The organism is Bradyrhizobium sp. USDA 326 (genome assembly GCF_049739485.1).
Lineage (GTDB): Bacteria > Pseudomonadota > Alphaproteobacteria > Rhizobiales > Xanthobacteraceae > Bradyrhizobium.
The window spans coordinates 1,031,570-1,052,155 of the sequence record NZ_JBMGQA010000001.1; the positions used below are offsets into that span (position 1 = coordinate 1,031,570).

A 20,586-nucleotide genomic window follows, 5' to 3' on the forward strand; every position below is an offset into this window, starting at 1 on the left:
CTTTCGTCAAGCTGTTGGGCCGGACGTCGTCCTCGGAAATCTACTGGACCTTCTCGGTCCGCGGCGCCTGCTTCGACTGGAGGAAGTAGATGATCTCGGCGACGGGGCGGAAGAACTCAGCCGGGATCACCTGATCGACCTGAACCGCCTCGTAGAGTGCGCGCGCCAGCGCCTTGTTCTCGATGACGGGAATCCTGTTCTGCTCCGCAACCTCGCGGATCTTCAGCGCGATCACGTCCATGCCCTTGGCCACCACGAGCGGCGCGGGATTTTCCTCGCGCTTGTAGCGCAGCGCGATCGCGAAGTGCGTCGGGTTCGCGATCACAAGCGTGGCGCGCGCGGCGGAGGCGATCATCCGTTGCCGCGAGCGGTCGCGCGCCAGCGAGCGCAGGCGCGCCTTGATCAGCGGATCGCCCTCGGCCTGCTTGTGCTCGTCCTTGATCTCCTGCTTGGTCATGCGCAGCTCGCGTCGCCAGTGGAAGCGCGCCCAGGCGAGATCGATCGCGACCAGGACGATGGTCGCGATGCAGATCGCCGAGACGATCCGCATCGCGATGTTGAGGATCATCTCCGGCAGCGCGACCGGATCGGTGTACATCGCCTCGAAAGCCCTCGCTTCGGACGCGCGCAGCACGAAGGCGACGACGGCGGTCACCGCGGCAAGCTTGAACAGCGACTTGGCGAACTCGATCAGGCCCTGCGTCCCGAACAATCGGCTCCAGCCACTGACCGGAGAGATTCGCGACAGGTCCGGCTTGATGCGCTGGAGCACAAGGCGCGGTGCGTTTTGCAACAGCGAAGCGGCAAGCCCGAACACCACCAGGACCACCACCAGCGGCAGCAGGAACCGCACGGCCTGCAGGCCGACAACGGAGAGCAGGTTCTGCGCGTCAGCGCCGGTGCTGAGCGGGAAGCCCTCGGGATCGTCGAGCAGGCTCTTCAGCGTCGGCGTCAATTGCTGCACGCCGTGGCCGATCAGGAACGCCTGGATCACCATCAGCGCGGCCATCGAGGCGAAAATGGACGCCTCGCGAGAGACCGGAATCTTGCCCTGTTCGAGCGCATCGCGGACTTTCTTCTCGGTCGGCTCTTCTGTCTTGCTCTCCTGATCGGATGTTTCTGCCATGCCCGTTCAGCGGTCAGCGGAAGACCAGCTCATCCTCCTGCTCGGGGTTGAGCTCGATTTCGCCCTTCTCCGCCAGCTCGAGCGCCAGATCGGTGATCACGCGCCGCGCCTCCAGCACGTCGCGCTGGTTCGACGGCTCGCCGATGGCGAGCTCGTGCTCGACGACGCGGCGGACGCGCGAGGCGACCGAGGACAGGATCAACTCGCGGAAATGCTTGTCGGTGCCCTTCAGCGCGACGACGATGCGGTCAGTCGGCACCTGGTCGAAGATCATGGTACGCGCCTTCGGCGTCAAATTGACCACGTCGTCGAAGGTGAACAGCAGCTCCTTCAGCACTTCGGCCGACTTCGGCCGCTTCTCCGACAGGCTCTTCAGCATGTCCTCGATATGGCCACGTTCCATCTTGTTGATGATGTCGGCGACGCGGGCGTAGGTGTCGGCGCCGAGGTTGCGGGCGAAGTTCAACGTCAGGTCCTCGTGCAACGTCTTCTCGATGATGCGCATGGCCTCGTCGACGATCGGCTTGAGGCTCAGAACGCGCCGCATCAGTTCGTTGCGCAGGCTCGAGGGCAACTGGCTCATGACCTTGGCGGCGCAGGCCGGCTTGACCTTGGACAGGATCAGCGCCGCCGTCTGCGGATGCTCCTTGGACAGATAGCTCGCGAGCGAGTTTTCGGACACCGACGAGACGCGGTCCCACACCGACCGGCTCGAATTGCCGAGCAGATCCGACATGATCTGCGAGACCTGGTCGGCCGGAAGCACGTCGCCGAGCACGGCTTCCAGGCCACCGAGAGTGCCGAGGATGTTCGCGCCCATCGAGAACTGCTGGGCGAACTCCTCGACGATGCCCTCGAGCTCCTGCGCGGTGATCGGCCGCAGCTCCGCCGCCGCCTTGGTGACGATGCGTATTTCCTGCGGCTCGAACTGCTGCAGCACGCTCGCCGCCGCCTGCCGGCCCATCGCCAGCAGGAGCGCGGCTACCTTTTCGGTGCCGCCCAGCGTGGTAACACCTCGCTGCTTGGCTGGCGCGATGCCGACCGGTGCCGCCATGATCAGGTATCACCCTGCCCCAGCGGACCAACGATCTCCGTGAGCGAAACGCCGAAGCGGGAATTGTCCTCTTCGACGACGACCACCTCGCCGCGGGCGACGATGCGGCCGTTGACGACGACGTCGACGGGCTCTCCGACCCGGTGATCGAGCGGAACCACCGCGCCGCGGCCAAGCTTCATCAGGTTCGCCACCGGAATGGTGGCCGAGCCGAGCACCACTTGCATGGTGACGGGAATCCGCAGGATGGCATCGATATTGGCGAACTTGCCGGTCTCCTCGGCCGTGCGCTGGGCGATCTCCGCCAGCCGCTCCAGGGGAGAGGTTTCGGCCTCTGCCGATGCGGGTGCAGACTCATAGTCGAAGGATTGCGCCATCTGGTATCGCCTCTTGGTATTTCCGCTGCCGGAGCGCCGTGACGTTCCGATCGTAGTCGTTCTGCCGGCTTCGGCTTCAATGCTTGTTCAGGTCGGCGCCGCCTGCGGTCGCGGCGGGTGCGAGGCCGCTTCTGGCATCGAGTGCCGCGATCGCCTCGTGGGCCTGATCGATCTTCGTGCTCAGCACGTTGGCGAGCCGTCCGAGATTTGCGGTGGAATCGTGCGCTGCCGTGATGACCGTGTCGAAGGCGCCCGCCGTCTCGTGCACGATGGTCGAGAATTCGCCCTGATAGCTGCGCAAGCGCGCCAGCTCGCGGTGCATCCGCGTCACCCGCATGCTGGTGAAGGCGAGCGCAATCAGCAGCACGACATCAACGAGATAGGATATCATCGACGAACTCCCGCTTCTGATCGACGGGATCTGCCACCTGCATGGCGTAATAGCCATCAAGCTGGCCGATCTGACACCAGAACAGCACCTGATTGTTGCTTTCGAGACGGGCCAGCGTGCGCGGCGTGGCCTCGAGCTCGAGCACCTGCCCGACCTGGAACTTCACGACGTCACCGAGGGACACCATCTTCTCGTCGAGCACCGCACTGAGCGTGACCTCGGTCCGGTGGACCTCGCTCTCCATCTGCTCGCGCCAGCGCGGGTCGGCGGCGCGACCGTCGCTGACGACGACATGAGCAAGCTTCTGCCGGAGCGGATTAAGCGCGGAGTGCGGAATGATGAGGAACATCTGGCCGCCGCGGTAGAGGGCCTGCAGCATGATGTTCGCGCAGATCGACATGTTGCCACTCCGCCCGATCGCGAGCGAAGCCATCGCCGTCTCGACCCGCTCCACGCGAAAGGTCACGTTCGAAGTGCCGGCGAAGGCGGATTGCAGCGCCTTGGCAAACCGTTCGAACAGCGCCTGCACCAGGCGAAGCTCGATATTCGAGAAAGAGCGCTCGACGTCGAGCGGCGGCTCGGCGCCGTCGGAGCCGAACATCGCCTCGACCATGGTGAACACGAAGTCACGGTCGAGCATGATGATGATGCGGGAGTCCCACTGCTCGGCATAGAGCACCGCCGCGACGGCGTTGGCCTCGTAGTCCTTGATGATGTCGCCGACGCGGTCGTTGGTGATGCCGTTGACCGAGAAATAGCAGGGTGTTCCAGCCATCGGCTGGAGGCTGTCGGTGCACGATGCCGCCATGCGATCGAAGATCACATTGAGCATCGGCATGCGATCGATCGATATGCCGGCGGCGTCCAGCAGGTAGTTCGGCAGCTGCTTGCGCTGATCGACTTCGGCGTCTTCCATCATCATGCGCGCGCCGCCTTGGGTTCGGCATCGGCAACGACGGCCTTGGGACCTGCGATGGTCTCGTTCTCGACGACGTCGATCGAGGGACGCTCGCTGCTGGAGATCATCTTGCGGCCGTGCTCGACCGCGATCTGCGGCATGGCGCCGTTCATGAACGCCAGCAGCGTCTGCTTGACGATGATGTAAGGCCGGCACTTCTTCTCGCGCGTCATCTTGATCTTGATCGCAAAGGGCGAAATGATGCCGTAGGACAGGAAGATGCCGGCGAAGGTGCCGACGAGAGCGGCGCCGATGAAGCCGCCCAGCAGCTTCGGCGACTGATCCAGCGCGCCCATCGCCTTGATGACGCCGAGCACCGCGGCGACGATGCCGAGCGCCGGCATCGCTTCCGACACCGTCACCAGCGCATGATAAGGTGCCAGCTTGCCCTTCACGATGGTGTGGATCTCCTCGTCCATCAGCGCTTCGATCTCGTGCGTGCGCGCGTTGCCCATGATGATGAGACGGACATAGTCGCAGATGAACTGGAGCAGCGAGGGGTCGCCGAGCACGCTGGGGAATGCCTTGAAGATCTCTGACGACGAGGGATCGTCGATATGCGCCTCCACCTCGTTGCGGCCCTTGCCCCGCAGCTCACGCATCAGGGCGTGCAGCGCCCCGAGCAGGTCGAGGTAATAGCGCTGTCCCGGCACCGCGTTGGTGATGGCCTGCATGCAGGCGACCCCGCTGTCGACGACCGTCTTCCACGGATTGGCCAGGATGAAGGTGCCGACCGCGGTGCCTATGATGATGACGAATTCCCACGGCTGCATGAGCACGGCCAGGTGCCCGCCCATGGCGGCAAAGCCGCCGAGCAGCGCCGCTACCGTGATGAAAATCCCCACGAAACTGCCCAACGCGCCGCTCCATCACCGATGCCATCGGGAATATCTAGTCGGCCACGCTTGCGCGAGGCTGGCTTCTTCGTCGCCAGCCTCGCGCAAGCAACCGGCGGCAGCTTGCAGCGGTGCCGCAACAGCGGCCAGAGGGGCGCGTGTCATGCTATCCACCATTGCGGACTACACCAGACTGACCAACGACATGGGCAAGTCGCTGACGCAGGTCGCGAAGCAGCCGGATGTCAGCCGCGAGACGGATTACTTCCTCAGCCATATCGGCAACGTGAAGACCATCGACGATTTCCTGAAGGACTATCGTCTCTATTCCTACGCGATGAAGGCCTACGGCCTCAGCGACATGACCTACGCCAAGGCGTTCATGCGCAAGGTGCTGACCGAGGGCGTTGCGAGCAAGGACGCCTTCGCGAACAAGCTGACCGACACCCGCTACCGGCAATTTGCCGCCGCCTTCAATTTCGCCGCCCTCGGCGACAAGGCAACCCAGGCCGCCGCGGCCACGACCGGCACCGCGACCCAATACGTCACGCAGACCATGGAAGAGAAGGCCGGCGATCAGAACGAAGGCCTGCGACTGGCGCTGTACTTCACCCGCAAGGCTTCCACGATCACGACCGGCTACCAGATCCTCGCCGACAAGGCACTGACGCAGGTGGTGCAGACTGCAATGGGCTGGTCGTCGACGATCAGCTCGGCCGACATCGACGCCCAGGCCAAGATGATCACGGACAAGATCGATCTCGCCGATTTCCAGGACCCGGCCAAGGTCACAAAATTCGTACAGCGTTTCGCGGCGATGTGGGATGCGACCCAGGCCCAGAGCGACGCCTCGACCAACCCCGCACTGGTTCTGATCGCCGGCGCGTCGACGTCGATCAGCATGGATACCAACATGCTCACGACGCTTCAGAACATCAAGTTCAACAGGTAAGCCATGCAATCGGCCCTCTATGTGGGATTGTCGGCGCAGGTCGCCCTCGAAAAGCGCCTCCAGACGATCGCCAACAACGTCGCCAACGTCAACACGGCGGCGTTCCGCACCGACGTGGTGAAGTTCGAGACCGTGCTGTCCAAGGCGGGCCCGACCCCGGTGGCGTTCTCCTCGCCCGGCGACAACATCATCTCCCGCGAGATGGGCAGCATCACCGAGAGCGGCAACCCGCTCGACGTCGCCGTGGTCGGACAGGGCTGGATCGCCTTCGCCGGTCCGAACGGCACGGTCTACACGCGCGACGGCCGCCTCCAGATCGCTCCCAATGGCGATCTTCAGACCGTGAGCGGCTTCCCCGTCGTCGATTCCGGCGGCGCGCAGATCACGCTCGATCCGAACGGCGGACCGATCTCGATCGCGCGCAGCGGCGCTATCACCCAGGACAACAACGAGATCGGCACCATCGGCCTGTTCAACATTCCGGCCGATGCCAATCTCGAACGCTACGGCAATTCCGGCGTGACGCCCGACCGGCCTGCGACCGCCATCGCCGATTTCTCCCGGGACGGCTTCAAGCAGGGTTATGTCGAGGGCTCCGGCGCCAATCCGATGCTCGAACTGACGCGACTGATCTCGGCCTCGCGCGCCTTCGACGGCACCAATTCGATGATCGAGGGCACCGAGAGCTCGCTTCAGAACGCGATCCGCACACTCGGCGAACCCGGCAAGTAGACTGCGCCTCGCGCGCGTTGAGATTGGACGGCTTCCTTGAACGCTCTTCGGCAACTCGAGTGGGCGCTGCTGGAGCTTCAGCAGAGCACTCCCCTGGCAAGCGTCAGCGGCGCGATCTCCGAGATCGCGCCGACGCATTTCCGCGTCTCGGGCCTGTCGCGCTTCGTCAGGCTCGGCGAGCTCATCGGCGTCAATTCGGCCGGCAAGCGCCAGATCGGCGAGGTGGTGCGGATCGACAGCGACGGCATCGTTGCCAAGCCATTCGACCGGCAGTTCGCCGGCGGGCTCGGCTCGGTCGCCTACCGGATGCCGCCTCTGTCCTTCGCGCCCGATCCGAGCTGGAAAGGCCGCGTCATCAACGCTCTCGGCGCGCCGCTGGACGGACAGGGCCCCCTCACCCAGGGATCCCAGGCGGTCTCCGCGGAAGCGGAGGCGCCGTCGGCGATGAAGCGCGCACGCGTGCACAAGCCGCTGCGCACCGGCGTGCGCGTCATCGACCTGTTCGCGCCGATCTGCGCCGGCCAGCGCGTCGGCATTTTTGCCGGATCCGGCGTCGGCAAATCGACGCTGCTTGCGATGCTCGCCCGCAGCCAGGGTTTCGACACCGTGGTGCTGGCCCTGGTCGGCGAGCGCGGCCGCGAGGTGCGCGAATTCATCGAGGACGTGCTGGGCACCGACCGTCACCGCGCAGTCACCATCGTGTCGACGGGAGACGAGAGCCCGATGATGCGGCGGCTGGCGCCGAGGACGGCCATGGCGGTCGCCGAATATTTCCGCGATCGGGGCGAGTCGGTCCTGCTCATGGTCGATTCGATCACCCGTTTCGCCCATGCCGCTCGCGAGGTCGCGCTCGCCGCCGGTGAGCCCGCGGTCGCGCGCGGCTACGCGCCGACGGTCTTCACCGATTTGCCGCGTCTCCTGGAGCGCGCCGGTCCAGGCGAGGAGGGAACCGGCACGATCACCGGGATCTTCTCCGTGCTGGTCGACGGCGATGATCACAACGAGCCGATCGCGGACACCATCCGCAGCACACTTGATGGGCACATCGTGCTCTCCAGGCACATTGCCGACCAGGCGCGCTATCCGGCCGTCGACGTCCTGGCGTCGGTCTCACGCCTCGCCCATAACGTCTGGGACCCCGAGGAGCGCGAACTGGTGAGCAAGCTGCGCGCCATGATCGCGAAATATGAGGACACGCGCGACCTTCGCCTGATGGGCGGATATCAGTCGGGACGTGATTCGGGGCTCGACCAGGCGGTCGACATGGTTCCGAGAATCTACGACGCGATGCGGCAAGGCGCTTCGGCTCCGCCGAGCGCCGATCCATTCCGCGAGCTCCGGGACATGCTCAAGGGCAACTAGCGGATGGAGAGGGCGAGGCGGCGTATGAGACGGGCCTGCCGCTCATCCTGCTCGTGGTTTTCGACAGGAGATTGCGCATGGCGTTACGCTTCCGACGCATGCGTGCCCGGATTGATCACCGATTTGCGTCATGAGCGCGTCACCATTCGGGTGAGCACAACGCGCCGCCGCGGTGCAAGCGATCGGGCGTGACGATTCTGCGCGCACGGCGACAACAACCGTCACGTGTAATTCCTGTGAGCTCCCTTGGCGATTCTCCGCCGGAACGCACAAGTTGTGGATGACGTGCCGACACACATCATCGTCGTGCACAAGCTTCGATCAGATTGCGTCGACGACAGACAACAACATGCCGTGCAATCAGCCTCTCGCAAAGACGCGCGCGTGTTGCTCATCAAGCAGCGTATTGCGTTCACCATCATGTGTCCCGAAGAGCGGGATTGTCTTGAACGTTACAGTCGCTTACGACGACATCCAGTCTCTGCGAGCGTCTTGACTTGATTTTGTTGAGAAGCTCATTCATCGTTTCTTGCGGGTATAAGAAACGTCTGCCTGTGACTTGAACTTTGGGGGCTTCGGTTGAACCACTCCGATCCACCGTCTGCCGGTGACGGCAATCCGGGCTCCCGCGCGATGACGATGCTGCTGGCATGCCATCGACGCAGCCTCTCGCTCCGGACGAGGCGTTCCCCAACGGCCAAGGTGCGGCGCGTTGCGGTTCGTGCCTTCGAACGAGAGCGCGAGACGACAGGTTCGTCGAACACTCAGGGGGCAAAGCCGCTCCGGGACGCCGCAAACGAAGTTCCGGAGACGAGGTAGATTCATGCCATTGGCGCGAGAAGCCGTCGAGCTGCTGGTTCAGGCGGCGAGAGCTTGGTATTTCGAAGGCGATCAGCATGGATTGCGCGATCGGGAGTGGATGGCGCTGCGCTTTCTCGGCCGCGCCAACAGGTTTTCGCGCACCCCCTCCGCGCTCGCCGGCTTCATCGGCGCCACCCGAGCGACTGCATCGCAGATCGTGAAGACTCTGGAGAGCAAGTCCTTTCTGGTGCGAAAGCCGTCGCATGAGGACAAGCGTTCCGTCGTCCTGCACGTCACCGCCCAGGGCGAGAAATTCCTGAGCCAGCACGACCCGATCAATCACGTGATGAATGCGGTCACCGCGCTCGGGACCGACGAGTGTATCAGGCTGCGCGACTCTCTCCGCGAGATCCTCAATCACCTCGACGCGGCTCATCAGCGGCTCAATGCCAGTATCTGCAGGGACTGCATGTTTCTCGCAGAGCGCGGACCGGGAACCGGCAAGGGACGTGCAACCGCCGAGTTCATGTGCCGGTTGTATCGCGCCCCTGTTTCGCTCGAGGAGACCGAGCTGCTCTGCACCAGTTTCGAGCGTACGCGCGACCGCCCCAGAATCGAGCAGCATCCCGACCGCGCGCGCGTGGCGAGCCAGGGGTGAGGGGCGCACTCGCCACATCGTCAATGCGAGCCAACGGGTCCGCGCAGAGCGCGGCCCGATGACAGGCTCCGCGAAGCAATCCACAATTCCTACGCGGAAAGACTCTGGATTGCTTCCGACTTCGCCGAAGGCTTCGGCGGACAAGTCGCTACGCTCGCAATTGTCGATGTTCAATAATTCGCTGATTGGATTGCGGTGGTCTTGGTTGCTGCAAAAGCCTTGGGAGTTTGTCCTGCCAAGGCGAGACGTCGCATTCATTCAATTCACATTTCGACACGCAGACACGCTTTCGCATTCTCGCGGCGCTTTTCGCCCGAGCTTTGCTTGGTCGCTCACCCTCTTGAGCCAAGAGGGCACAGGGAAGGCCGGGTGCTGACAACGCACCCGCGGTCCGCTGCGCGAAAATGTAGCGCAAAGAGACCGCACAGCAGCATACAGGTGGTGCCGATCACTCGGCCTTCCCTGCGCGATGGTCGGACGGCTTATGCCGCGCTCTCCCGGGAGCCGAGTTCGTTCTGGCCTCCCTCGCTCTCGCGAAATTCGCCGGCCTCCGCGCCGGTTGACGCGACTGCCGCCTCCGCAAGAGCTTGACCGTAGCAACGACGGCCAGGACCACACGGTTTTGCCGTACGCGCGGCTCGCTTGACCCCAGCGGCTCCGACGACGTCGTGCACGTTGCCATCGAAGACCGCCGGGACGAACCTGTCAGCGCCGCTCGTCCGCACGCGGTTCGGGCTCACGGAGAGCAATCCGCCCTGCCCTTCACCTCTCGTGCACGACGCTGCCGCGTCCACCGCAAGCCCGGCTCGCGAACATGACGACCACATGATCGCCCCTCAAGAATGAGCCGGGATGGGCGACACATACGACAAATCCGAATTTCGGTAAAGCGGAATATTTTCGCTGCAGCGGCTTGACAGAGGCGACACAGCAAAGGCCCCGCTCCCCGGTCGCGCGCAACGCCATCCAACAATCGCGTCTCTGGCGCGGACGCCCGGATGTTCGCGGCGCGTGATCGGACAAACGACTCCAGTTGCATGGCGCGTACCGTACAACAAAAAAACACCCGGCGGTTTCCCGCCGGGTGCTCGTCGAAATGCTTCGACAGATCTTACCAGTTGCGCTGAGCGCGGAGCAGCAGCGTGAAGCTGTCCTGGTCCTTCAGCTCGTACGCAGCGGTCGGCTTGGCCGTGTTGGCAGCCGGGCTGAGCACGGCAGTGCCCGAGTACTTCTGGTCGAGACGGGTCCAGTTGAAATCCGCCGAGAAGGTCAGATTCTTCACAGGAGTCCAGCGGGTGATCACACCCACCTGGCCGACGGCGAAGTCAGGGTTACAACCCGTGACACCGGCGAGACCGCCGAACACGCCGCCAGCACCGCCGACGCCGCAGAGCGTGTTCTTGGCGAGCGTGCCGAACTGGGCCTGAGCGTAAGCACCGTAGAGTGCGGAGTTCCAGTAGGGATCCCAGTTGTGGGTGTAAGCACCACGGAAGCCCCAGGTCTTGACCGTTTCCTGCTGCGAACCCGTGACGTACACGGTATCAGGAGCATTGGCGAAGCCGACGCTCTGGTAGGCAATGCCCGAGCTGCCGTACATCTGGTAGGAGCTGCCCGCCAGGTTCTGGAAGTTGTAGCGGGTCGCACCGTCCGTGTAGACGCCCTGGATGTTGATCGTGTCACCCGCGCCGGTCGGGATGTTCTTGATCGACAGAGCGAGCTGAACCGCCCAACCCCACTTGTCGTCGGGGTGACCAGAGGTCTCGGTCGCGCCGTAATAGGCGACGTGGTTGTCATGCGCGGCAACCGACGCCTGGAACAGACCCCAGGCCTGGTCGACACGGACCATACCGACCAGGTTCGGCGAACGCGAACCGCCGATGGCATTCGAGCCGTACGAACCGCCAACCATGCCAGCGGCAGTCGCGCCGTTCATGTTGAGGTTGCCGGCCTGATAGTAGGCCGTCGCATCTTCGGCCGAGAAGGCCGCCGTGATGCCCTGACCGAAGTCAGCGGTGTAGGTGAACTGGTTCACGCCAGTGACCGTGCCGCTGCCGCCGACGAGGCTGTCGATGTTGTTGCCGGGATAGTTGGTCCAGGGCGCGTCGAACTGCGACACGGCCTTACCCATGGTGAAGCCGGCGAACTGGATGAAGGCGTAGTACACGCCGAGCGAACCACCCGAGGTGCCGCCGTCGGTCGAGTTGATGGTGGTGGTACCAGCCGTCGTGGCCGTGTAACCAGTCGTGCCCGTGCCGGAGCCCGTGCCGACGTAGCCGCCGGTCGTCCAGGTGAAGACCGCGTCGAAGTAGGTGCGGACGACGCCGTATTCGGTCGCGGTGCGCGTGTCGATGTTGAGATCCTGACGAGCGCGCATCGAGTAGTAGTTGCTCAGACGGTTGTGAGCACCGGCGGGAGCGCCGTTCGAGATGCCGTAGTTGCTGTTGGTGTTCATCGCGACTTCGGCGCGCAGGTAACCACCCAGCTTGATGCAGGTGTCGGTGCCCGGGATGTAGTAGAAGCCGGCGCCGTACAGCGAGCAGATCTTCACGTATTCGACCGCCTTGGCCTTCACGGGGAGATCGGCTGCGAACGCACCGGAGACGGCCATCAGGCCGGCTGCCGAGCCGAGAAAGAGCGTCTTCGTCAACTTCATTAGTAAACCTCCAGGTCGGTTCAGGGGGCTCGGCTCCTCGGCGGAGGCCGCTTTACCCTCTTTAATTTCCGTTCAATTCAGATCCGCACTGAAGGTCCGGACTGAAACGACAGCGAGGTGCCCCCCCTCCGTCGTGCTTCACGTATAGTTTATAAAAACCATTGCCTCAATTTATTGATCTCGTGAATTGAAACTTCCGTCGGGGATGTTGCCCGGGAGCAACAAGCTGCCTCAACGGGACATATAAACCACTGAACAAAAAGAAAAAACCCTCGGGGGGCATCCCGAGGGCCTTCTTGGAGGTCTCACATCGCTGCCTATCGCAATGGTCAAGAGCAGCAAATTCTGAGCGCGATGTGACGTAATCTAATTAATTGTTTTCTGCAAGCATCAAAATCGTCGATTTGTTCTTGCGATACGGTCTTGTCGTTCCGTCACTGCGCGAAGTCCGAGACGGCCCCCCAATATCCGGCTAAAACACTGCTCCAAGAACAATAAGAAAAACGGTCAGAGCAAAATGGGGGAGCCGGATGATCGAGAAGAAACTCGACAGGGCGATTACGGACTTCATCTGGAACGTCGTCGAAATTCACTCGCAGCTGGAGAACATCCACACCAGCTGGGCCGGACTGCTCGGCATTACCCAGCCGCAATGGCTGATCCTGATGGCGATCACCGAACTGGACGAGGGGCGCGGCGTCGCCGGGATCGACATCGCCAACAAGCTGCGGGTCCACCCGGCTTTCGTGACCAACCAGACCAAGACCCTCGAAAAAGGCGGCTTTCTATCACGACGACCGGCGGCGGACGATGCCCGCTTCGTCCTGATGTCGCTCACGGCGAAGGCGACGACCGAGATCGAGAAATTGTCGAAGCGAAAGCTCGCCCTGAATTCGACGATGTTCAACGATCTGGACGAGAAGACCTTGGCTGAATTGAACGCTTCGCTCGCAACGATCGCCAAGAACGCCCGGCTGGCTGCGCGATTGCTGGCTATCGACGCCTCCTGATATCGGCCGATGCCGGGCCCAGAATGCGAGCCGGATGCTGCGGTCGTCGCGCCGCGGGGTCCTGCAATGCCGCCGGACCAGGCTAAAGCGCGACGAGATTTGGATGAACCGTCATCGCGCTTTAGGTTGGTGTTTACGCATGATCTTTCCGGAAAACCGCTTCGCACTTTTCCGGATCATGCTTTAGAGCTGGGTCGCCGGGTCGAGCTTGCGGGCAGTTCCAAGCTTGCTATCGAGCCACTCGACAATGAAGTCGTCAACGGCGACGAAATTCTCGACCTCGCCGAGCGGGTGCGGGACGTTGTTGGGCACGACGACCGAGCAATCTCCTCCAATCCGCCGGTAGTCGGCTTGCAACTCGAGAGCATCCTGCTCCCACACCATGGAGCGACTCCCGACGACCAGGAGCAGCGGGCACGGGACTCGACGCGGCGGCAGCATTGCCTCTCTCGAGACCTCGTCAGGGACGGCCTGCCCGAAGCCGGTCATCCAGCGAAGTGTCGCCTGACACATGACCGGACGCATAAGCCCGCCGTCGCAGACGGCGGCCGCGATTCTGCGATCCGAGAGCGCAAGGCGGGAGGCATGAGCTGCGCCCGCCCCTTCGCCATAGATACCGATCCGCCGCGCGTCGACATCAGGGCGGGCTTCCAGGTAGTCCAGCCAGAGCTGAAGCCTGTGCTCCGGCTTGAAGGAGCGGTGAACAGTCGAATTGCCGGAATCGACGAGCAGCAGCGACATGGTCCCGCAGAGCGAGACGGGCAACAGCCTGCTCATCATCGAGCCCAGGGTGACATCGTCGTCACAGACGCAGATCACCGCCGGCGCGGCAGAGCCGTAACGACGCGCGGGCAGAAAGAAGCCAGCCAGCGCGCCTTGATCGAAGCAGTCGATCTTGACGCGCTCGATCGGCAGTCCGGCCTCTGTCTCGAGGCCTCTCAGCCCGGTGCCGACCTCGTCTGCGAGGGCGGCACTCTCGTCATCTCCGGGACCACACAGACTTCTGACGACTTCGAGGGCCGTCAACGAGCACAGCCACGCTTCCCCGGCAATCTGAGCGGAACGCGTTTCGCGTGCAGATTCTGCCAATGTCCGGTAGTCGTCGGCGACCCTCAACCAGTCCGAAATCCACAGATGCCGGTGCGACTCTCTCGCAAGCTCCGCGACCGACATGCTTTCGAAAAATTGGGAGGCTCGATCGCGCAAATGTGCCAGATTTCGCCCGGCGCCGTCGCACGAACGATGAGGCGAATGTTCACCATCCATGTCAGCCACCGAACGACGGCGCGAACGATTGTCCGGACTTGCCGGCGTCGCGCTCTGCGCGGCGCCTCGCACGCCCGATCGCGGGCGCGCCTGATCGCGTCTGCGTCCGGCAATGCTGCCTGCCTCGGTGATTTTCTTCGCGGCCATCTCGCCGCCGCGCAGCAAAGCTGCTGCGCGAAGCCGTCTGCATTCCAAACGGGCGGGCTTGGGCACGAAGTCCCCGCCCGCTCACCCCAATCGTCACGTCCCAGCTCCGTCGCTGATACACAGTCTAGCGCCACGCAACCTGCGAGGTTTACGCAGCGGGCTTTGTCGTTTCTTGTTGCGACCGGCGAGTCAAAACCACTCGTGCCGACACAAGACACATGCCTGTGTAAGCCCCGATTGTGAAAGCACGATGTGGTGAAGAGTGCAGCGCATTACCCTCGTGTGCCAAGCCCGCAGGAGAGACGCCAAGATCTTCATTGTGACAGTCTTTCGTGAGGGGCGTGTGATGACGACGGTCGCGCCCACGAAGAGTGGAATAGCCGAAACGCCCACTCAATTCAGAAAGCTCAATCGCCTGAAAGAACAAGGTCCGAGCCTCAGCTCCGGGGCAGCGGCGCCTCCTTGTATGCATTATCCCAGTTGCCAACTTCCCGCAGTTCGCCTTACATGCCGCCAACTCGCCCGCGGATGACAGGTGAGGCTGAAGAATCACACACAATCTTCAAAGGGACGGAGCATGGCGCGCAACATATTGATTCTGGGGGCTTCTTACGGGTCCCTGCTGGGCACGAAGCTGCTGATGGCAGGGCATAACGTGACCCTGGTCTGCCGTGCCAAGACCGCGGAGCTGATCAACCGCGACGGTACCGAGGTGCGCATCAAGTTGCGCGACGAGGCGGTGCACCGTGCGATCTTCTCGCGTGACCTGCCCGGCAAGCTCGATGCAGTGACACCGGCCAATGTCGACCTTTCCCGTTACGATCTGGTCGGCCTTGCGATGCAGGAGCCGCAATACACCAATCACACGGTGCGCGTTCTCATGGTCAAGATCGCCGCGGCGAAATTGCCGTGCCTGTCGATCATGAACATGCCGCCGCTGCCGTATCTCAAGCGAATTCCGGCACTCGCCGGCATGGACCTCGAAGAGGCCTACACCAATGCGCAGGTGTGGGAGCGGTTCGAGCCGGGGCTGGTGACGCTGTGCTCGCCCGACCCGCAAGCGTTCCGCCCGCCGGAAGAAGCCGCCAACGTGCTTCATGTCGGCCTGCCCACCAACTTCAAGGCGTCGGTCTTCTCCGACGAGAGGCACAACAAGCTGCTGCGCGAGCTCGAGGCCGACATCGACGCGGTCACGCTCGACGGCCACGACGTGCCGGTGAAGCTGAAAGTGTTCGACTCGCTATTCGTGCCGTTGGCGAAATGGTCGATGCTGCTCACCGGCAATTACCGCTGCATCACTCCCGGCGAGCCGCAGTCGATCCGCGACGCCGTGCATGGCGATCTCAAGCGTTCGCAGACGATCTACGACCATGTCGACGCGCTCGCCCGCCGACTCGGCGCCGATCCGCAGGACCAGGTGCCGTTCGCGAAATATGCCAAGGCTGCCGAGAGCCTGCTCAAGCCGTCCTCGGCCGCACGCGCGGTCGCGAGCGGCGCGCCGTTCATCGAGCGCGTCGACCTCCTGGTGAAATTGATCTCGCATCAGCTCGGCGTGCCCAACACCGAGATCGACCGCACCGTCGACACCGTGGACCAGAAGCTGAACGAGAAGATCGTGCAGGGTGGATCGGGCGCGCAATAACGCGCCGTTTTCCAGCGACGTCGGCGCTCAGGCGATCAGGAACGATTGAAGCCAGATCAGGCCGGTCACGGCGACCAGCGTGACCGCGCCGGTGCGCGCGATCAGGTCGGGATGCCCGAGGTGGCGGGCGCCGCGGCCGAGCGTCGCGCCCAGAATGATCCACGCGGCTCCTGCAGTGACGATCTGAAGCGCGATCACACCGAGCCAGGGCAGCAGTTCAAGCGGTCCGACCCCAAGGGGCAGGAGCAGGAACGCGAAGGCCAGCGCTTTCGGGTTCAACAGGGTCGTCAGCAGCACCTGACCGAACGTCACCGCAGCCCCCTCGCGCAGCTCGTGCGTGTTGACGCACCAGAGCATGACGGCGAGGCACAGGATATAGACGGTCACAGCCACGCGGAGCACGACCGCCGCAATCGGGATGTCGCTGATGACAGGACCAAGCGCCAGCCGCAGCACTGCGATCGCCAGTAGATAGCCGCACAACTCCGCCGCAAGCAGGTGAAGAGAGCGCGAGATGCCAGCCCCTGCGCCTGATGTCGCGAGCAAGGTGTTGGTCGGCCCCGGCACCGCCAGCAGGAAATAGGCCGTCGTGATGAAGGTCAGAAAAGTCATACGGCCGAATAACAGGCCTGGGGCTCACGGATCTTGATCTGCGTCATTCCGCGCCGAGCGTGGGATCGCCTCTTTGCATTCCCGCTCACCCAGCTTCGGCGCGACGCTGTTCCTGGTGTGGCACAAACTCAACGACAATTCTCGCGCGTCATATTCCACACGCCCCGCGCGCTGACGGCTGATATCACGACTGCGTGAGACGGCCGCATGCCGCTCGTCAGATCCCGGCGCTTCGCGGGCAAAGCGCGCCGATTGGACGCGAAATCAGCTCCCACACGTGCAGGTCCTTCATTCGCGCAGACGTTGCATGCGCGCAGGACGGGCCCGGCGTCTTGCCCAGCCAGGGAGAGATGAGCACCATATCTTTCTAGATCAGGTTTTTATTACCTGTTAGCCGGTCCGTTTGTTCCGGCGTGTTCGCAATGCACCGAGAGCCAGAAGAACAACAAGAATGGATCAGGCGATGCTGAGCGTCGTCCGCGCAGTGGAAGCAGGCGCGACGACGATGAAGGGCGTGATCGACGCCACCGGACTATCCCGTCTCAAGATCGAACGCGCGTTGAATGCGCTGGAGAAGCAGAAGCTGCTGGTCCGCGACGGACAGGGCTTTCGCGCGACCGGCCTGCCAAAGACGACCCGGCCCGCCCGGCATTGCGGATCGTGCAATGCCTGCTGCGATATCCTGGAAGTGGCCGCCGTCGACAAGCCAGTGAACCAGCTCTGCAGACACTGGCAGACGGGGACAGGGTGCACGATCTATGACCGCCGCCCGCAGATGTGCCGCTCATTCGTGTGCGCCTGGCTGCAAGGCCATCTCGAGGACGACTGGTTTCCCGAGACGGCCGGCCTCGTCGTGCATTTCAGCCAGGACGCCGTCAATGTCACCGTCGACGACGACTGCCCGGATCGCTGGCGCGAGGAGCCATATTTCAGCAAGCTCGCCGAATGGTCGCTGAACGGCATCAGGCGGATCGGAAACCGCGGCTATGCCACCCTCGTCGTCTCCGGCACCGAGCGATTCCTGCTGCTTGGACGCACTGCCGTTCCCGATCCGACGCCGTTCGGCACTGCCTTCCTGCCGCTCACGGCCGACACGTTCCAATTCTGGAAGGCGACATCGCCGGAGCATTTGCAGCGGCTGCACGAGCGAATCGCCGAGATCGAGCGGATCAGGCAGGAATTCGGCTCCTGCGCGATCCCCGAGACCGAGGACGATGATCCGCAAGCCCCCTATCGGCCCGCGCTTCTGCGGCTGTCGGGACACGCCTGAACCCCGCCGTGGGCAACGCGGCATGATTCGCCCTGCGCCGCTCGACGCGCCGCGACGGGATTGATAAGCCCCTGTCCGCGAATGATGGGGATTTGAGTCGGGGACATGACAGTTGCGATCGAGATGGGGCAGACCACGGCAGGCGCCGCGGCCGCCATGGACCTCGAGGAACTGCTGGCGACCCGCCTCCTGGTGCAGGGCAATTCGGGCTCCGGCAAATCGCACCTCTTGCGGCGGCTCCTGGAACAGAGCGCCCCCTGGGTGCAGCAGGCCATCATCGACCCCGAAGGCGACTTCGTGACGCTGGCCGAGCGCTTCGGCCATCTCGTGATCGAGGCCGAGGATCACACCGAGCGCGGCCTTCAGGTCGCGGGCGAGCGTGCCCGGCTGCATCGCGTCTCAACCGTGCTCAACCTCGAGGGGCTCGACGCCGAGAACCAGATGCGGCGCGCCGCGGCGTTCCTCGGCGGTCTGTTCGACGTCGACCGCGACCATTGGTATCCGATGCTGGTCGTAGTGGACGAGGCGCAGCTGTTTGCGCCCGCCGTTGCCGGCGAAGTGTCCGACGAGGCGCGAAAACTGTCGCTCGGCGCCATGACCAATCTGATGTGCCGCGGCCGCAAGCGCGGACTTGCAGGCATCATCGCGACCCAGCGCCTGGCAAAACTCGCCAAGAACGTCGCAGCGGAAGCCTCCAACTTCCTGATGGGGCGGACCTTCCTCGACATCGACATGGCGCGTGCCGCCGATCTGCTCGGCATGGAGCGGCGGCAGGCCGAAGCCTTTCGCGACCTCGAGCGCGGACAGTTCATGGCGCTTGGTCCTGCACTGTCGCGGCGCCCATTGCGTTTGAACATCGGGCCGACCTCGACCAGCCCGCGCAATTCGACGCCGCGGCTGATGCCGCTGCCGGAGGCGATGCTGGAGGATGCGCGCGCCGTGATCCTGGCGGCACCACCGCCCGATGCCAGCCGGCCGCAGCGCCGGCCTGCGCCGGATCTGCTGGAGCAGCTTCGCGCGGCGAAGGCGGCCGCCATACCGGAGATCCGGCCCGAGGCGGTCGAGGTGCCGGTCAGCGCAGAAGAGCTCGCCGCGCGGCGCGAACGCGTCGCCCGCACCTTGCAAGCCGTGCTGGCCGAGCCCGATGCCGGCTTCCGTGCCATCGGCGTGCTCTATCAGGAGTTCGTCGTCCGCTGCCGCATCGAGGGGCTCGGCGCGGCGGTGCCGGACCTCAACGAATTCCGCCGCATGCTGACGCATGCGCGCGCCGGGCTCGGGACTGATCTCACTGAAGACGACGCCTGGCAGGACGTCGCGCTGCGCGCCTCGATCCTGCCCGACGACATGCAGGGCGTGTTCATGATGATCGCGCGCGCGGCGAAGGAAGGCTGGCCGTGTCCCGGCGATGCTGCGATCGCCCGCGCCTACGGCTCGCATTCGCTGCGCCGCGCACAGCGGCTGCTCGGCTACATGGAGGAGCAGGGCCTGATCGTCTGCCAGCTCGACGGCGGCGGACGCCGGATCGTGACTCTGGTGGAGCTCGCCTGGGCGACGGCGCCGGGCGATCCCCACGCCGACGACTTGCCGGTGGAACGGTTCCCGAGCGCGGCTTCGCTCTGAACAGGTGGAATCAGGGACGTCTCATCACGACGGCCTCGGTCGCATCGAAGCCCTCCACCGCGTCCGGCGAACTGCGCCCGTCATCCGAGAACATGCGGCGATAGAGCACGACCGAGGCGAGCCATGCGATCGCGAACAGTGCGATCACGACGAAGCCGACATTCGCGAGCGACTCGTTCAGGCCGTCGACCAGCGTCCACATGCCGCCGGAGAGGCCGAGCCGATCGCTGATCAGGCCGAGCGCTTCGACGCCGCCGATGAACAGCGCGACCGCGACGGAGGCGCCGGTGATCGTGAGATTGTACCAGAGCTTGCGCAGGGGATCGACGAAGGCCCAGCGATAGGCGCTCACCATCAGGGCCGAATCGGCGGTGTCGACCAGCGCCATGCCGGCGGCGAACAGCGCCGGGAAGACCAGGACATCGGCGAGCGAGGCGCCACGCGCAGCTTCGCTGGCGGAGATGCTGAGCAGGCTGATCTCGGTCGCGGTGTCGAAGCCGAGGCCGAACAGAAACCCGAGCGGATACATATGCCACGGCTTCGTCACCAGGCGGAACAGCGGCCCGAGCAGCCGCGCCAGGATGCCGCGACGGGCGAGGAGCGCATCGAGGCCTACGGCATCGTGAACGCCCTGCTCTCGCGCCATGCGAAACGTCCGCCACAGGCCGGCGAAGATGGCGAGATTGATGGCCGCGATCACCAGCAGGAACAGCGCCGACACTGACGTGCCGATCAGACCGCCGATCTCCTTGAGCAGGCTGTCACCGCCGAGACTCACGACGCCCAGCGCCAGCAGCATGGTCGCGACCACGACCACGGTGGAATGGCCGAGCGCAAAATAGAGGCCGACGCTGCGCGGCGTGCCGCCGGCCTGCATCAGCTTGCGCACGACATTGTCGATGGCCGCGATGTGATCGGCATCGACGGCGTGGCGGAGGCCGAACACCCAGGCCAGCAGCGCGGTTGCCATCACCGTAGGACGGTCGCCGAACGCCGCGAAGGCCCAGGCCCATGCGGCGATATTGGCGGCGACGAGCCCGCCGAACAGCAACACCACGCCGGGCTCGACCGCCCGCAAAGACCATCTCGTCACGACAACCATCCGTCCGCTGCGCACCC

The 20,586-nt window shown here is 64.0% G+C and carries 18 protein-coding genes; 8 read left to right on the forward strand and 10 right to left on the reverse strand.

From position 1 onward, the window contains the following. Positions 1-40: 40 nt before the first annotated feature. From flhB to motA, 6 genes are all read right to left on the reverse strand, one after another. Complete coding sequence (flhB, locus tag ABIG06_RS04935; protein ID WP_124162966.1) at positions 41-1,126, reverse strand: flagellar biosynthesis protein FlhB; 1,086 nt, start codon at positions 1,124-1,126, stop codon at positions 41-43. 13 nt (positions 1,127-1,139) lie between these two features. Beyond that, positions 1,140-2,180 (reverse strand): flagellar motor switch protein FliG, encoded by a 1,041-nt coding sequence (locus ABIG06_RS04940; RefSeq protein WP_124162967.1) that lies wholly within the window; start codon positions 2,178-2,180, stop codon positions 1,140-1,142. A gap of 2 nt (positions 2,181-2,182) precedes the next feature. Next, complete coding sequence (fliN, locus tag ABIG06_RS04945) at positions 2,183-2,557, reverse strand: flagellar motor switch protein FliN (RefSeq protein ID WP_061877142.1); 375 nt, start codon at positions 2,555-2,557, stop codon at positions 2,183-2,185. A gap of 76 nt (positions 2,558-2,633) precedes the next feature. Continuing rightward, positions 2,634-2,948: a hypothetical protein gene (locus ABIG06_RS04950; RefSeq protein WP_124162968.1), complete on the reverse strand. Its 315-nt coding sequence runs from the start codon at positions 2,946-2,948 to the stop codon at positions 2,634-2,636. After that, positions 2,929-3,870 carry a flagellar motor switch protein FliM gene (locus ABIG06_RS04955; RefSeq protein ID WP_124162969.1) on the reverse strand — a complete coding sequence of 314 codons (942 nt, stop codon included), beginning with the start codon at positions 3,868-3,870 and terminating at the stop codon, positions 2,929-2,931. The genes ABIG06_RS04950 and ABIG06_RS04955 overlap by 20 nt, the downstream gene beginning before the upstream one ends. After that, positions 3,867-4,763, reverse strand: a complete 897-nt coding sequence (gene motA / locus ABIG06_RS04960) for a flagellar motor stator protein MotA (protein ID WP_027572805.1) — start codon at positions 4,761-4,763, stop codon at positions 3,867-3,869. The genes ABIG06_RS04955 and motA overlap by 4 nt, the downstream gene beginning before the upstream one ends. Positions 4,764-4,905: 142 nt before the next feature. Between motA and ABIG06_RS04965 the strand changes: the two genes are divergently transcribed. The 4 genes from ABIG06_RS04965 (at position 4,906) to ABIG06_RS04980 (ending at position 9,247) form a co-directional block, all read left to right on the forward strand. Next, the gene (locus ABIG06_RS04965) at positions 4,906-5,694 is read left to right on the forward strand and encodes a DUF1217 domain-containing protein (protein WP_124162970.1); all 789 of its coding nucleotides are present in this window, start codon (positions 4,906-4,908) and stop codon (positions 5,692-5,694) included. Between the two features lie 3 nt (positions 5,695-5,697). Beyond that, entirely contained in the window at positions 5,698-6,426 is a 729-nt protein-coding gene (flgF, locus tag ABIG06_RS04970; RefSeq protein ID WP_035670156.1) for a flagellar basal-body rod protein FlgF, read from the forward strand. Between the two features lie 36 nt (positions 6,427-6,462). Then, on the forward strand, positions 6,463-7,788 hold the full coding sequence (gene fliI / locus ABIG06_RS04975) for a flagellar protein export ATPase FliI (RefSeq protein ID WP_124162971.1): 1,326 nt from the start codon (positions 6,463-6,465) through the stop codon (positions 7,786-7,788). A gap of 823 nt (positions 7,789-8,611) precedes the next feature. Continuing rightward, positions 8,612-9,247: a MarR family winged helix-turn-helix transcriptional regulator gene (locus tag ABIG06_RS04980; protein WP_124162972.1), complete on the forward strand. Its 636-nt coding sequence runs from the start codon at positions 8,612-8,614 to the stop codon at positions 9,245-9,247. 1,111 nt (positions 9,248-10,358) lie between these two features. Here the strand turns inward: ABIG06_RS04980 and ABIG06_RS04985 are convergent. Then, a complete protein-coding gene (locus ABIG06_RS04985; protein ID WP_124162973.1) occupies positions 10,359-11,900 on the reverse strand; it encodes a porin in 1,542 nt (513 codons plus the stop codon). A 530-nt stretch (positions 11,901-12,430) separates the two neighbouring features. On the opposite strand from ABIG06_RS04985, the gene ABIG06_RS04990 reads away from it, so the two are divergent. Then, positions 12,431-12,910, forward strand: a complete 480-nt coding sequence (locus ABIG06_RS04990; RefSeq protein WP_124162974.1) for a MarR family winged helix-turn-helix transcriptional regulator — start codon at positions 12,431-12,433, stop codon at positions 12,908-12,910. Positions 12,911-13,093: 183 nt separating this feature from the next. On the opposite strand, the gene ABIG06_RS04995 is transcribed toward ABIG06_RS04990, so the two are convergent. Beyond that, positions 13,094-14,389: an alpha/beta hydrolase gene (locus ABIG06_RS04995; RefSeq protein ID WP_370134688.1), complete on the reverse strand. Its 1,296-nt coding sequence runs from the start codon at positions 14,387-14,389 to the stop codon at positions 13,094-13,096. A 511-nt stretch (positions 14,390-14,900) separates the two neighbouring features. Between ABIG06_RS04995 and ABIG06_RS05000 the strand changes: the two genes are divergently transcribed. After that, positions 14,901-15,965 (forward strand): ketopantoate reductase family protein, encoded by a 1,065-nt coding sequence (locus ABIG06_RS05000; protein WP_370134689.1) that lies wholly within the window; start codon positions 14,901-14,903, stop codon positions 15,963-15,965. Positions 15,966-15,992: 27 nt separating this feature from the next. Here the strand turns inward: ABIG06_RS05000 and ABIG06_RS05005 are convergent, their stop codons facing one another. Beyond that, the gene (locus ABIG06_RS05005) at positions 15,993-16,577 is read right to left on the reverse strand and encodes a hypothetical protein (protein WP_370134691.1); all 585 of its coding nucleotides are present in this window, start codon (positions 16,575-16,577) and stop codon (positions 15,993-15,995) included. 451 nt (positions 16,578-17,028) lie between these two features. Here ABIG06_RS05005 and ABIG06_RS05010 point away from each other — a divergent pair, with 451 nt between their 5' ends. Both ABIG06_RS05010 and ABIG06_RS05015 read left to right on the forward strand, forming a co-directional pair. Next, entirely contained in the window at positions 17,029-17,847 is an 819-nt protein-coding gene (locus ABIG06_RS05010) for a YkgJ family cysteine cluster protein (RefSeq protein ID WP_370134693.1), read from the forward strand. Positions 17,848-17,952: 105 nt separating this feature from the next. Next, entirely contained in the window at positions 17,953-19,467 is a 1,515-nt protein-coding gene (locus tag ABIG06_RS05015) for a helicase HerA domain-containing protein (protein ID WP_424578083.1), read from the forward strand. A gap of 10 nt (positions 19,468-19,477) precedes the next feature. Here ABIG06_RS05015 and ABIG06_RS05020 read toward each other — a convergent pair whose 3' ends face one another. Then, entirely contained in the window at positions 19,478-20,569 is a 1,092-nt protein-coding gene (locus ABIG06_RS05020) for a HoxN/HupN/NixA family nickel/cobalt transporter (protein ID WP_370140791.1), read from the reverse strand. Between the last annotated feature and the right edge of the window lie 17 nt (positions 20,570-20,586).

What these genes read in the sequence shown, in the direction of transcription:
- ABIG06_RS05010 (WP_370134693.1), top strand. Translation starts at nt 17,029, where the DNA reads ATGGATCAGGCGATGCTGAGCGTCGTCCGCGCAGTGGAAGCAGGCGCG.
- ABIG06_RS04990 (WP_124162974.1), top strand. Translation starts at nt 12,431, where the DNA reads ATGATCGAGAAGAAACTCGACAGGGCGATTACGGACTTCATCTGGAAC.
- ABIG06_RS04985 (WP_124162973.1), bottom strand. Translation starts at nt 11,900, where the DNA reads ATGAAGTTGACGAAGACGCTCTTTCTCGGCTCGGCAGCCGGCCTGATG.
- ABIG06_RS04980 (WP_124162972.1), top strand. Translation starts at nt 8,612, where the DNA reads ATGCCATTGGCGCGAGAAGCCGTCGAGCTGCTGGTTCAGGCGGCGAGA.
- ABIG06_RS05015 (WP_424578083.1), top strand. Translation starts at nt 17,953, where the DNA reads ATGACAGTTGCGATCGAGATGGGGCAGACCACGGCAGGCGCCGCGGCC.
- flgF (WP_035670156.1), top strand. Translation starts at nt 5,698, where the DNA reads ATGCAATCGGCCCTCTATGTGGGATTGTCGGCGCAGGTCGCCCTCGAA.
- flhB (WP_124162966.1), bottom strand. Translation starts at nt 1,126, where the DNA reads ATGGCAGAAACATCCGATCAGGAGAGCAAGACAGAAGAGCCGACCGAG.
- ABIG06_RS04955 (WP_124162969.1), bottom strand. Translation starts at nt 3,870, where the DNA reads ATGATGATGGAAGACGCCGAAGTCGATCAGCGCAAGCAGCTGCCGAAC.
- ABIG06_RS05020 (WP_370140791.1), bottom strand. Translation starts at nt 20,569, where the DNA reads ATGGTTGTCGTGACGAGATGGTCTTTGCGGGCGGTCGAGCCCGGCGTG.
- ABIG06_RS04965 (WP_124162970.1), top strand. Translation starts at nt 4,906, where the DNA reads ATGCTATCCACCATTGCGGACTACACCAGACTGACCAACGACATGGGC.
- fliN (WP_061877142.1), bottom strand. Translation starts at nt 2,557, where the DNA reads ATGGCGCAATCCTTCGACTATGAGTCTGCACCCGCATCGGCAGAGGCC.
- ABIG06_RS05000 (WP_370134689.1), top strand. Translation starts at nt 14,901, where the DNA reads ATGGCGCGCAACATATTGATTCTGGGGGCTTCTTACGGGTCCCTGCTG.
- ABIG06_RS04950 (WP_124162968.1), bottom strand. Translation starts at nt 2,948, where the DNA reads ATGATATCCTATCTCGTTGATGTCGTGCTGCTGATTGCGCTCGCCTTC.
- ABIG06_RS04940 (WP_124162967.1), bottom strand. Translation starts at nt 2,180, where the DNA reads ATGGCGGCACCGGTCGGCATCGCGCCAGCCAAGCAGCGAGGTGTTACC.
- ABIG06_RS05005 (WP_370134691.1), bottom strand. Translation starts at nt 16,577, where the DNA reads ATGACTTTTCTGACCTTCATCACGACGGCCTATTTCCTGCTGGCGGTG.